General features: G+C 60.3%; 9 protein-coding genes and 1 tRNA gene. 5 read left to right on the plus strand and 5 right to left on the minus strand.

What is annotated here, in order from left to right; genetic code table 11:
• Positions 1-76: 76 nt before the first annotated feature.
• Positions 77-820 carry an SDR family oxidoreductase gene (locus AC244_RS07340; RefSeq protein WP_053248118.1) on the minus strand — a complete coding sequence of 248 codons (744 nt, stop codon included), beginning with the start codon at positions 818-820 and terminating at the stop codon, positions 77-79.
• Between the two features lie 97 nt (positions 821-917).
• Between AC244_RS07340 and AC244_RS07345 the strand changes: the two genes are divergently transcribed.
• The 3 genes from AC244_RS07345 (at position 918) to AC244_RS07355 (ending at position 3795) form a co-directional block, all read left to right on the plus strand.
• The gene (locus tag AC244_RS07345; protein ID WP_053248119.1) at positions 918-1823 is read left to right on the plus strand and encodes an AraC family transcriptional regulator; all 906 of its coding nucleotides are present in this window, start codon (positions 918-920) and stop codon (positions 1821-1823) included.
• Positions 1824-2292: 469 nt separating this feature from the next.
• A complete protein-coding gene (locus tag AC244_RS07350; RefSeq protein ID WP_152975873.1) occupies positions 2293-2769 on the plus strand; it encodes a hypothetical protein in 477 nt (158 codons plus the stop codon).
• Between the two features lie 150 nt (positions 2770-2919).
• Positions 2920-3795: a hypothetical protein gene (locus AC244_RS07355; RefSeq protein ID WP_053248121.1), complete on the plus strand. Its 876-nt coding sequence runs from the start codon at positions 2920-2922 to the stop codon at positions 3793-3795.
• Between the two features lie 453 nt (positions 3796-4248).
• Here AC244_RS07355 and AC244_RS07360 read toward each other — a convergent pair.
• The 4 genes from AC244_RS07360 to xylF all read right to left on the minus strand — a co-directional run bounded on the left by AC244_RS07360 (position 4249) and on the right by xylF (position 8047).
• Positions 4249-4325: transfer RNA gene (locus tag AC244_RS07360), tRNA-Arg, on the minus strand.
• 318 nt (positions 4326-4643) lie between these two features.
• Entirely contained in the window at positions 4644-5429 is a 786-nt protein-coding gene (locus AC244_RS07365) for an ATP-binding cassette domain-containing protein (RefSeq protein WP_053248122.1), read from the minus strand.
• Positions 5430-5444: 15 nt separating this feature from the next.
• A complete protein-coding gene (locus tag AC244_RS07370) occupies positions 5445-6773 on the minus strand; it encodes a sugar ABC transporter permease (RefSeq protein ID WP_053248123.1) in 1329 nt (442 codons plus the stop codon).
• 236 nt (positions 6774-7009) lie between these two features.
• Positions 7010-8047 carry a D-xylose ABC transporter substrate-binding protein gene (xylF, locus tag AC244_RS07375; RefSeq protein ID WP_053248124.1) on the minus strand — a complete coding sequence of 346 codons (1038 nt, stop codon included), beginning with the start codon at positions 8045-8047 and terminating at the stop codon, positions 7010-7012.
• Positions 8048-8622: 575 nt separating this feature from the next.
• Here xylF and AC244_RS07380 point away from each other — a divergent pair.
• On the plus strand, positions 8623-9843 hold the full coding sequence (locus AC244_RS07380) for an ROK family transcriptional regulator (protein WP_053248418.1): 1221 nt from the start codon (positions 8623-8625) through the stop codon (positions 9841-9843).
• A 132-nt stretch (positions 9844-9975) separates the two neighbouring features.
• A complete protein-coding gene (locus tag AC244_RS07385) occupies positions 9976-12342 on the plus strand; it encodes an EAL domain-containing protein (RefSeq protein WP_053248125.1) in 2367 nt (788 codons plus the stop codon).
• Positions 12343-12430: the final 88 nt, after the last annotated feature.

The following is a 12430-nucleotide window of genomic DNA, read 5'->3' on the forward strand; positions in this document are numbered from 1 at the left end:
GTTTTTGCAGTTTCGCATCCGTCGAAAACCTTGGCGCCGTGCCACCGCGTGCTGCGCTCGACGGCGCCAGCGGCTTTCAGCTTGCACGCGCCAGCGCCACCGCATCGGCCCCCGCCGGGAAATGCAACTGTTCCGACACATCGTTGGCTGCGTGCCAGACTGCTTCCGCAACGTCCGTCTCCCTAGTGATCAGGGCCGGGCTTGCGAAAGCGGCGAAGACCGGCTGCGCGAACGCGGCATAGGGCTCAGGGATCAGGTCTTCGATGCGTACGCCGGTGTTCTGCGAAAACCGCGTGCTCGGAGCATAGCCGGGCTCGACCAATTTGGCGCGCACGCCGAAGGCGCGAAGCTCGTGGGCGAGCGATCCGGTGAACCCTTCGATCGCCGTCTTGCTGGCGGTATAGGCGGCGGCCAGCGGCATGGCGGCGAGCGTCACGCTGGAGGTGACGTTGACCACGACGCCCGACCGTCTGCTGCGCAACTGCGGGATCACCGCCTGCGTCATCGCCATGACGCCGAACGTGTTGGTCTCGAAGATCTTGCGCACATGCGACATCGACGTTGCCTCGAAGGCGCCGACCACGCCGATGCCGGCGTTGTTGACGAGCGCATCGATCGGACCGCTTACCTCAAGGGCCGCCGAGATGCTTTCGGGGTCGGTCACATCCAGTTGCACGACGCGCATGCGCTCCGATCGGGGCAGAATATCCTCGCGCGGCGTGCGCATGGTCGCCACCACGTTCCAGCCGTTGGTGTGAAAAAGCCGGGCCGTTTCGAGGCCGTAGCCGGACGAGCAGCCGGTGATCAGTACGGTTTTCATGACGGTTTCCTTGTTGGTTTCAATGGTGTCATGCTACCGAACGAAATCCGGACGATATATAATTGAAAGTCCGAATTTGATTTGCAATAGTCCGGAAATGATTGATCCGCTCTCAGAAATCATCACGCTGCTGCGACCGCGCGCCGTGTTTACGAAAAGCATCAGCGGTGCCGGCCGCTGGGGCGTGCGTTATTCCGACTTCGGCCATCCCAGCTTCTGCACCATCCTTGAAGGTGCCTGCCGTCTGGCCGTCGACGGTCAGGACGCGCTGGTGCTCGAGGCCGGTGATTTCGTCCTCCTGCCGACAACGCCCGGCTTCACAATGTCGGGCTTCGAACCGGTTGCGCCGACATTCATCGATCCGAAGGCAGCGCCTGCTCCCGGAGACGAAGTTCGCCACGGTGATCCCGATGGACCGCCAAGCGTGCGGTTGCTCGGTGGCTACTTCGTCTTTGAAACGGACGATGCCGGGCTGCTGGTGTCGCTGCTGCCGGCACAGGTGCATGTGCGCGGCGCCGAACGGCTTTCGATCCTGGTTCGGCTGTTGACAGAGGAAGCGGCCGAACAGCGCGCCGGTCGCGATCTGGTGCTGGCACGTCTTGTCGAGGTGCTGCTGATCGAGGCGCTGCGGCTGACCCAGCGGCCGGACGCCGCGCCGGGCTTGCTGCGCGGGCTCGCCGATCAGCGGTTGGCGGAAGCGATAAGGGCGATGCATGGCAACCCGGCGCGATCCTGGACAGTGGCCGAACTGGCAAAAGCGGCCGGGCTCTCCCGCTCCGCCTTCTTCGAAAGGTTCACGCGCAACGTCGGCCTGCCGCCGATGGAATACCTGCTCGCCTGGCGCATGGCGATGGCAAAGGATCTGCTCCGCAGCCACAACGCCGACATTTCCGATGTCGCCGAACGCGTCGGGTATGGCTCGGCCAGTGCGTTTAGCACCGCCTTCAGCCGGCACGTGGGGCAGGCGCCGGGGCGATATGCGCGGGCGGCGGCGGTGGGGTAGTCGGTTTGCTCCGTGCTGGTGTCTGCTGACAAGGTCACGCCCGATTGTCCCGGAGAAAGTCGGTCCGATACAGTGATGTCCTCGAAGGCCGGTTCTATAGAATTGGCGAGCGAGCGGGTTGTCATACGCTACGTTCGCGGCGCTCCGGTTCGGCAAAGAGAGCGCATTCCGGTCGCCGGGCTGAAAGCCTTAACTGCGTAATCTACGGCATAACAATGCGGAATCCGGTCAAGGCGAACGTGGAGCGTCGGGAAGAGGAAGTCGCCAGCGCCACCTTGCCGAAACAACCAGTGAATGTAATAAATTCAACGTGGTTGAATCGATGAGGCGGGAACGATGTGGGGTCTTTTCAAGAAGAAAAAACCAGAGAGCGAATTTCTCGCAATCCTTAAATTCGACGCCGATAATTATGCTGAGGCCGTTGAACGGCTTTTTATCCAAATGGATTCCGCAACACGAGCCCATGTTCTTGGCTTACGAGAATTTGCTGCCAGTGGTCTCCGTTATGTATTCCGAAGCCAAAAAGAGTGGCGGTGTCTTTACTTTAGATAATTTCATCCCGGATGTTGCGCAGAAATTGGAGCTTTCGCATGGCGATGAGATCAATTCGCGACGGTTGGCGTGGTTTTTGTTTGCAGCATTGTTGGGCCGCTTGGAACGATTATCAAAAACCAACAATGGTGCACTTACAGCAGGTGCAAAGATTTGGTGTTTGCTGGCGGAGGACGCCCATTTTTTGAAACGCCTACTTCCAAGCAACGTAGTCTGGCGGTCAGACGAAAAAGTCTGGTTTGATCTAACGCAGTCCGACCAAAAAATACTTGAGTGGACAGTCAATATCGCTATGCCGCCGATGTTTGCCGAACATGATGCAGTTGGCAATTTTGCGCAGACCCACGGTTTTTTCGTCTCGCCTTTTAAGAATCGCATAGGCTTCATGCCGTGATCTAATACCTGCGAATATTTAGCTCTGTGAAGCATACCTCAAATTCAGTTTGATGAAATCAATAGAGGGATTAAATTGTTACTTGCTGTCCTGGATTACTGTAAATATCGCCTGCGCAAGGGAAGATTTTCCAGTAGTCAGAATAATGAGATGGCTCTTGGCTTCGTCGATGCAGTGCCCGATAATATAGTCGAGCAGCTTAATATTGGCGATTTTATATTCACACAGCGCTTAAATTCGTTTTGGTCTTGGGGTTTGATGTACTATGCATCATCAAATGTTGATCACGCCGCAATTTATGGAGGCGATGGTAAGGTCGGTCATATGACCTTGGCTGGAGGTAAGCTGCATTCCTTACGAGCAGTCGCGAAGGGCGCGCGGGTAATAATTGTCCGAATGGGACCCTTTGAGCTTCATAAGTTTAGTCTTGAGCTTGAAGCGCAACGGAAGAGGATCGACACAGGCTCAAAAGCCCGTCATCGATTACCCCCGAAGATCCAGCTTGTAATTGCCGGACTGGATATAATTCACGGAAAATACCCTAATAGATTCAGATTTAAATTTTTTATAGAATTTTTCAGCTCCATAATTGCAATCTCCTATACATTGTATTTTTTTAGTGGCTACATAACAGTATTTACGCCAATCATACTCTCATTATACTATTTCATGCGCTTCTTTGTTCGAAATTCTTTTCGATATTTCAGAAAATATCCATCGTTGACGATGAGTTATCCAGACTTGCTGCTCCAAGCATATTTCAAGGCCGGGGGATTAATTTTCACTAACCTCGGCCCCATCGTCACCAACGACCTTATTGGGCTCCTTCCTTTGAAGGTATTCCTTAGCCTCGCTAGAAAGCGATCCGACGATGGCCCCGATGACGATGTTGAGGAAGCTCGTAAGTTCTTCCGAGACCTTGTCGAAGGCTGGAATCTGGTAGACCTTGCCCAAGGTGCTGAAAACAAGAACTCCAACGAGCAAAATGATAAAGAGATTCAAGAAAGCTCGGACGACCCAAGGTAGTCCGACAAATAGCCGAAATGCAAAACTTCGAGAGTCCTTGGTTTTTCTCACTTCATACATCTCATTGATCCGAATTCGCTGTGAGGTTCTGAAATTCAAGCGGCCCACGATATAGCGATTCGTATCTGCTGTTGTTCCGAAAGCGCAACCGCCAAAGCATCGCCGGGTTGAGGGTAATCATATTGCTTGCATAGCTGCCGAATACAAATGCGCGGGTCCGGGCGGCGCATGGCGACAAGCGGATTGCAAAGCTTGAGCGTAAACGCCTCAAATAAATGATAGGTGAGAAAGCCGAGACGCCCGAGGCCGCGAGTGGCCTGTTGAGGACGTTCCTGCTCAACATCCGGCAGACTATGGAAATGAGTTTGCGGCGGTATGATCCCACGACAGGTGTGAAGAAGATTAAGGGAGCGCAATCAGTACGCGATTGGTTCTCTTGTTGAAAAAGAAAAATGGCGCACCCGACAGGATTCGAACCTGTGACCTTTGGAATCGGAATCCAACACTCTATCCAGCTGAGCTACGGGTGCATCCGTTTGCAGCGAGGCCGCCGAAGCGGGCTGTGAGCGGTTCATAGCTTAGCTTGCGCGTCGCTTCAATGGTGAAATGACGGAGTTCGCAGGGGAATTTGCAAGCGGCTGCAAATTGATGCTCACGTCAGCCGGCGGCCGGGCCTTTGGAATATGTCTGAGGAGGTGTCGGGCGGGGCGACTTAAGGCTTGTCGTGCGTGCCGCGTATGGGGGCGGCACGGGGATCGGTTGGAATTCGTGTCTTCCAAGGCGAGGCCTTGCGCCAAGGCGTCAAAAACGCGTGGCCCGGCGACTGCCGGGCCATGCGTTGTCGTTGATCATGCGGTCTGCATGGCGCCGGGGCCGGGGATCGCCTTGGGCGGTACCTTGCCCATGATGATCATGCCGAGCACTTCATCCTTGGTCACATCCTCGGTGCGGGCCTGGCCGACGACCTGGCCGTTCTTCATCACCGAGACGCGGTCGGCGAGGTCGAAGACGTCGTGGATGTCGTGGCTGATCAGGAAGATGCCGATGCCTTCGCGCTTCAGCTGCTTGATCAGTTCGCCGACCTGGGCGGTTTCCTGCGGGCCCAAGGCGGCCGTCGGCTCGTCCATGATCAGGATGCGGGCGTCGAACAGGATCGCGCGGGCGATCGCCACCGATTGCCGCTGACCGCCCGAAAGCGCCTTCACCGGTTCCTTGAAGCGCTGGAAGTTGGGGTTGAGGCGCCCCATGACTTCGCGCGCCTTGGCCTCCATCGCCACGTCGTCGAGCGTGCCCCAGGGGGTCCTGAGCTCGCGGCCGAGATAGAGGTTGGCGGCGGCATCGACGTTGTCGGCGACGGCCAGCGTCTGGTAGATCGTCTCGATGCCGTATTTCTTGGCGTCGCGCGGATTGCTGATGTCGGCGGCTTCGCCATTAATCAGGATCTCGCCGGCGTCGCGCTTGTAGGCGCCCGACAGGATCTTGATCAGCGTCGATTTGCCGGCGCCGTTATGGCCGAGAAGCGCCACCACCTCGCCGGGATAGAGGTCGACGGAGGCGTTGTCGACCGCATGGATGCCGCCGAAGGAGATGGAAATGTTCTTCATTTCCACGAGCGGAGTGCGTTGGTCTTTCATTGGTCGGACTCCTTCTTACTTGGCACGGGCGCGGTAGATGGTGTCGAGCCAGACGGCCACGACGAGAACCACGCCGACGACGATGCGCTGGAACGGCGAGTCGATCCCCAAGAGCACCATGCCCGACTGCAGCGATTGCATGACGAGTGCGCCGATCATCGCGCCGGCGATCGTGCCGACGCCGCCGGCAAGCGACGTGCCGCCGATGACCGCGGCCGCGATCGTGTAGAGCTCGTCGAGCTCGCCCTGCGCATTGGTCGCGGCATTGAGGCGGGCCGTCGAGATCGCGGCTGCAATGGCGCAGAGCACGCCCATCAGCATGAAGATCTTGACGGTGACCCAGCGGGTCTTGATGCCGGCGAGTTCAGCTGCCTCCGGATTGCCCCCGAGCGCAAAGACGTAACGGCCGAAGCGCAGGCGGGTGGCGATGAAGGTCATGACGATGCCGACGGCGACGGCCACCAGCACGGGAATGGCGATGCCGTGCGAGATCAGCAGGCCGCCGTCCGGCCAGGCGATGCCGTTGGCGTCGGCGTATTTGCGGGCGATGTTGATCGGCCAGTAATAAAGGTTGGCGATCGCGATCGCGCCCATTACCAGGATGCAGCCGAGAATGCCGAGGAAATACTCGGCCCAGACCGGCCGCAGCGGAAAGCCGAAACGCTTGCGCTGCTTGCGCGAGTTGAGGATGGCCCCGACGATGGCGATACAGGCGATGATGCCGACGATCCAGCTGGCCGTCGCCCCGATCGACCCCTCGGTGCCGCCGCCCATCAGGCGGAAGGTGGCGTTCATCGGTGCAACGGTCTGTCCGCTGGTGACGAACCATGTGGCACCCCGCCAGACGAGCAGGCCGCCGAGCGTGACGATGAAGGCCGGCACGTTGAGGAAGGCGATGATCGAGCCCTGGAGTGCGCCGATCGCGGCACCAACGGCAATGCCGCAGGCAAGCGTGATGATCCAGATGGCGGGATGCTCGAGCCCCAGATATTGCGGCAGGACCTTGACCTGCATAACCGCCATGATCATGCCGCAGAAGCCGAGCACGGAGCCGACCGACAGGTCGATGTTGCGGGTGACAATGATCAGCACCATGCCGGTCGCCATCACGGCGACGGAGGAGGTCTGAACCGTCAGGTTCCAAAGGTTGCGCGGCGTCAGAAACAGGCCGCCTGTCATGATCTCGAAGCCGAGCCAGATGATGGCCAGCGCGCCGACCATGCCGAGCAAGCGGGTGTCGATCTCGGTGGCGCGGAAAAAGCGCTTCACCGGGTTCTCGTCCGCATTGCGAGCACGGTTGGCCTGGGTGCTCTGTGTCTGGTTGCCCTGTGTGATGTCGGCCATGGACGTGCCTTCCCCCCACTTTCTGTTGATGTCACCGCGTCTGCCGGCGCGAAATGGCCGGAATGGGACGCGACAAGTCTGATGATGAAGACAGCTGTCGAGCGCTTCTCTCGTTGGCGCCAATGCGTGCCCGAAGGTCCTTGCATTGTCCGCCCCGGTTGCACCTTGCGCAAGCGCCGCAACGGAGTGCGTTGCGGCGCTTGTCGAAGGTTAGAGCTCAACCCTGTCCGGGCGGCTTACTTGCACGCAGCGACGTCGCCCTTGACGCCCTGGCAGGCTTCGTCCTTGGAGATCCAGCCGGCGTCGATGACGACGTTCAGGTTATCCTTGGTGATCGGAAGCGGTGCGAGGAAGACCGACTGCATGGCAACGCCCTTGGGGCCGCCATTGAAGGCCGCCACGCCGACGATTTCTTCCATCTTCTTGCCGCTGGCCAGTTCGGCGGCGATTTCGGCCGCGCGCTTGCCGAGTTCACGCGAGTCCTTCCAGACCGAAACGGTCTGGGTGCCAAGTGCAACGCGGTTGAGGGCTGCCTTGTCGGCGTCCTGGCCGGAGACCGGAACAGAACCGGCCAGCCCCTGGGCGTCGAGGGCTGCAACCGCACCACCGGCGGTGCCGTCGTTGGAAGCGACGACCGCATCGACCTTGTTGTCGTTGGCGGTCAGGAACTGCTCCATGTTCTTCTGGGCATTTTCCGGCTTCCAGCCGTCGGTGTAGGCTTCCCCGACGTTCTTGATCTTGCCGGCATCGACGGCTTCCTTCAGTACTTCCATCTGTCCGGAGAAGAGGAAGTCGGCGTTCGGGTCGGCGGACGAGCCCTTGATGAAGACATAGTTGCCTTCCGGCTTGACCTTGAACACTTCGCGAGCCTGCATGCGGCCCACTTCCTTGTTGTCGAAGGTGATGTAGAAGGCGGCCGGATTTTCGATCAGGCGGTCGTAGCCGACAACAGGAATACCTTCGGCGGCGGCCTTTTCGATGGCCGGGGCGATGGCGTCGCTGTCCTGAGCAAGCACGATCAGAGCGTTGGCGCCCTGGGCGATCAGCGCCTCGATGTCGGTCAGCTGCTTGGCAGCGGAAGACTGGGCGTCGGCGGAAATGTACTTGTCGCCGGATGCCTCAAGTGCTGCCTTGATGGCGGCTTCGTCGGTTTTCCAACGCTCTTCCTGGAAGTTGGACCAGGAAACGCCGACCACCAGATCCTTGGCGATGGCGGCGGAATGCATCGACGCGATGATGGCAGCCCCTGCCATCAGCTTCAAAACGGATTTCATTTCATCCTCCCGAGTGGCGGCCGGCTGAGCGTGCGAACCTCCCGCACCATCCTCGACCAGCCTTGCAACGCTGTCGAAATGCCACCGTAACATCGTCCGGCTTTATTTTCTCGACAGTCGAGAAAATGAATGTCAGAGAATCCGGGGGCTGTCAACATGGCCAAATCGGCAGCGTTCGACACCGCGACACATCCTTTCCCCGTGGTTCCAATCGGGATTCACGAGAGCGTCGGCGATCCTTGTCACGGTCGGATTGGGGATTGTTATGTCATTTCAACGGTCACGGTCACCAAGCCTGGGTCGGGTGCCGGATGCTTTGCCTGCTGCCTCAACGGATCTTGACCGGCTGCCGTGCCGTTCACCTCTGGTCACCACCTTCCCGGCCGACGCCGAGCAGGGGTATCGCCGGTCCTCGGCACCCGAAATGGCCTGTGGATTATTTCTCGACAGTCGAGAAAATCAGTGGCAGAGATTGGCAAGGCTGTCGACAAGGCCGTCCGCGCCTTGCCTCGCCGTTCAACAGATGCTTTGGGAGGGCATGTGTTCGAAGGATCCGCCACCGGCAAGGACGTATGATGCTGACTAAGTCCAGCACTGAGCTCGTGCGTCAGCAGAACAGCACTCTGGTTCTTGCCGCGCTGAGGCGCGCCCGCAATCTCTCCCATACCGAAATTTCCGCCGCCACCGGGCTGGCGTCGGCGACGGTTTCGGCGATCACCGCCGAGCTCGAGCGGGCGGGTGTGATCGCCAAGGCCGAGCAGCACGTGCAGGGCGGGCGGGGCCGTCCGCGCGTGCTGTTCACACCGCGCCGCGACTGCGGCTATGTCATCGTCGTGCGCATCTCTTCGGATGTGGTGCAGTATTCGCTGACAGACTATGGCGGCACGTTGCTCGACCGCTTCGAGGAAGGCCGCAATCACGACCAGCGTGGTACGGCCGCCTTCGCGCAAACATTCGTCGATGCGTTGGAGCGCTTGCTGCAACGCTCGCGCCTGACGCGCGATCGGGTACTCGCCGTCTCCATCAGCAGCAAAGGGTTGGTCGACGCGGATACCGGCGCGGCACGGCTGCTCTGGTCTCCCGTCTTCGGCAGCGAGCAACTCGACTTTGCCGCGCTGCTTGCGCCGGACTGGCGGGGGGAGGTGATGCTCAACAATGAGACGCTGCTGGTGGCGCAGGCGCTGGCGGCCCAAGCGGAGCGCGCGCCGGAGGGCGGCTTCCGGTCGCTCGCCGCCATCTCGCTCGGCCACAGCATCGGCCTCGGAGTTGCCCGCAAGGGCAGGTTTGGCGAAATGGACGTAACGGCGCCGAATTTCGGGCACATGCTACACGCGCCGTCGGCGGGACTGTGCCGATGCGGCGCCTATGGCTGCATCGAGGCGGCGGCCGGGTTCTACGGCATCCTGCGGGCAGCCTTCGAAGTGCCGCCCGACACGATCCCGGCTAAGTTCGTGCCGATTGCCGAGATGGACAAGATTGCGGCGAGTGCGCGCCAGGGCCATCGAATGGCCGGCTACGCCTTTCGCCAGGCCGGCCTGGCACTCGGCAACGGCATCTCGCGCATGCTCAGTCTTTACGAGCGGATGCCGATCTATGTCACTGGTCCCGGCACACGCTACTTCGATCTGCTGCGCGGCGGGTTGGAGGAGGGCGTGTCCCAGTCGCTCCAGCTCCGGCTTCAGGGCGCACCGGAAATATCGGTCGTGCTCGACGAACAGCGGCTCGTTTTCGACGGACATCTGGAGCGTGCCTTGGGCGTGATCGACGGCGATATCGCGGCTGCCGGGCAGGCCTGAAAGGGCCATTGCCTCGATTATGCAAGCTTTCAACCATTTTTGGGGTTGTGCCGAAGGCGAACGATCAAAGTAATACAATTTACAGTTAATTAGCGACTCCTTGTCAATGTGTCGTTGACGCGGGAGACGATCATGTTTTCAGTGATTGCATGCATACGCGATGACCACGATTGGCGCCTGGTTCTGGTGGCCGCCGTGGTTTGCCTGGCCGGTTGCGTCGCAACCATGCTGTTGCTGCTGCGCGCCCAGCGAAGCGAAGGCAACCAGCGCGGGCTCTGGACCGCGGCGAGCGGTTTTGCCTGCGGTATCGGCGTCTGGTCGACCCATTTCATTGCCATGCTTGCCTATGATGGCGGGATGACGGTTTCCTATGGCGCCTCCGGGACGGCGCTCTCGATCGCGGTCGCAGTCGCGGCGGCGTGGGTTGCGTTCACGGTCGGGCTTGGTGCGCGGTCGTATTACGCACTGGCATCAAGCGGTGCCCTGCTGGGTATCGGCATTGCCGCCATGCACTTTACCGGCATGCAGGCGCTCGAGATGCCGGGACACATCGTCTACGACACAAGGTTCACGGTTTTCGCCATGGGCGCCGGCATCCTGCTGGCGATCGCAGCGCTTCATGCGTTTCATGTGCTGCGCAATGCCCGCCGTCTTGTCGTCTCGACCCTGCTGCTCGTCGTTGCCATCTGCGTCCTGCACTTCACGTCGATGAGCGGTGTCACGCTGGTGCCGGCGCCGGATATTCCGACGGCCGATGTCATCCATCCCGCCTGGCTTGCCGGCGGGGTCATCGCGGCCTCGACCATGTTGATCATCCTGGCTTTCGGCGCATTGTTCGTCGACCGCCATCTGACCGACCTGCGTGGACTTGCCAACGCGTCACTGGAAGGCATGGCCATCGTGCACGAGGGCCGCATCATCGACGCCAACGAGCGTTTTGCACGCCTGACGGGGTGGAAGGTTGCGGAACTTGCCGGCAGGGATCCGGCGGAGATTTTCGCCTTCGGCACGGCAGGATTGGAGCGCCGGCACCGCGGCGACGGCCCGGCCGAGATCGACCTGGTCAATGTGGCCGGCCAGTCCGTACCCGTCGAATTCATGTGCCGGACGATCGAGTATCGCGGGCGCGAATGCGAGGTGATCTTCGTGCGCGACCTCAGCGCGCGCAAGGAGGCCGAACGCACCATCGAGCATCTGGCGCACCACGATGCGCTGACCGATCTCCCCAATCGCGGCTTTTTCGACCGTCGCCTTGCCCAGGCCATGGCGGCTGCGGCGGCGAAGAACGAGCAGCTTGCGATCCTTTGTCTTGATCTCGATCGCTTCAAGGCGGTCAACGACATCTTTGGCCATGGCGAGGGCGATCGCATCCTCATGAAGGTTGCCGACATCCTGCGCAAGGCGGCCGGCGAGGGGGATACCGTCGCCCGGCTGGGCGGTGACGAATTTGCCATTCTTCAGGCGGGAGGCGTACAGCCGGAGGCGGCGCGTCACCTGTCGGATCGCATCCTGACGTATTTTGCCGCGGAGATGGATACGAACCGCGATCCGACGGCCATCGGCGTCAGCATCGGTGCTGCTATTTACCCGACCGATGGCGACACCGCCGACCGGCTGCGCAACAATGCCGACACGGCCCTCTACCGCGCCAAGCAATCGGGCAAGGGGATCGCCTGCTTCTTCGATACCGAGATGGACGAGGCGGTGCGCACACGTCGGCAGATCGAAAACGACCTCAGGCACGCCGTCCTGCGCCGGCAGCTCTTCCTTGAATACCAACCGCTCGTCGATCTGCGCGGCGACCGGATCCTGGGCTACGAAGCGCTCTTGCGCTGGATGCATCCGGAACGCGGCCTGATCAGTCCCGATGTCTTCATCCCGATCGCCGAGCAAAGCGGTTCGATCATCCAGATCGGCGAATGGGTGCTGGAGCAGGCCTGCAGGGAGGCGGCGAAGTGGAACGAGCCTTTGCCGGTTTCGGTCAATATCTCGCCGGTTCAGTTCCTGCTTCCCAATCTGTTCGACCAGATCTTCAGCATCCTGCGGCGCACCGGTCTTGAGCCGCGCAGGCTGGAACTCGAAATCACCGAGGCGGCGCTCCTGCACAATCGCGAAGACGTTCTCGCCACCCTCGGACGATTGCGGATCCATGGGGTGCGCATCGTCATGGATGATTTCGGCACCGGGCATTCCTCGCTCAGCAACCTGCAGACCTTCCCGTTCGACAAGCTGAAGATCGATTGCAGCTTCACCGCCCTGCTCGACAAGGATCCCTCGGCGCATGCGATCGTGCGGGCGATCATCGCGCTCGGCAACAGCCTCAACCTGCCTGTGGTGACCGAGGGCGTGGAAACGGAGAGGCAGAAGCAGATCCTGGTCGATGAGGGCTGCCTGCAGGTCCAGGGGTTCCTCACCGGCAGGCCCGGCGTCGCGCCAAGCACGGGACAGGAGGAACAGGCCGGCGGATGGGAGAATGTGCCGCTGCGCGCCGACGGCTGAAGCGGTTTGTCTTTGCCAATTGGCTGGTGGTGCTTACAGCGCCGCGCGTCAAATATGACGCGCTAAGGGCGCTGTAACACTTTAAACT

Source organism: Ensifer adhaerens, assembly GCF_001270265.1.
Taxonomy (GTDB): Bacteria; Pseudomonadota; Alphaproteobacteria; order Rhizobiales; family Rhizobiaceae; genus Ensifer; species Ensifer adhaerens_B.

Excerpts from the sequence above, each read along its gene's own strand:
- AC244_RS07365 (WP_053248122.1), bottom strand. The coding sequence starts at position 5,429 with ATGAAAGACCAACGCACTCCGCTCGTGGAAATGAAGAACATTTCCATC.
- AC244_RS07380 (WP_053248418.1), top strand. The coding sequence starts at position 8,623 with ATGCTGACTAAGTCCAGCACTGAGCTCGTGCGTCAGCAGAACAGCACT.
- xylF (WP_053248124.1), bottom strand. The coding sequence starts at position 8,047 with ATGAAATCCGTTTTGAAGCTGATGGCAGGGGCTGCCATCATCGCGTCG.
- AC244_RS07345 (WP_053248119.1), top strand. The coding sequence starts at position 918 with ATGATTGATCCGCTCTCAGAAATCATCACGCTGCTGCGACCGCGCGCC.
- AC244_RS07355 (WP_053248121.1), top strand. The coding sequence starts at position 2,920 with ATGGCTCTTGGCTTCGTCGATGCAGTGCCCGATAATATAGTCGAGCAG.
- AC244_RS07370 (WP_053248123.1), bottom strand. The coding sequence starts at position 6,773 with ATGGCCGACATCACACAGGGCAACCAGACACAGAGCACCCAGGCCAAC.
- AC244_RS07385 (WP_053248125.1), top strand. The coding sequence starts at position 9,976 with ATGTTTTCAGTGATTGCATGCATACGCGATGACCACGATTGGCGCCTG.
- AC244_RS07340 (WP_053248118.1), bottom strand. The coding sequence starts at position 820 with ATGAAAACCGTACTGATCACCGGCTGCTCGTCCGGCTACGGCCTCGAA.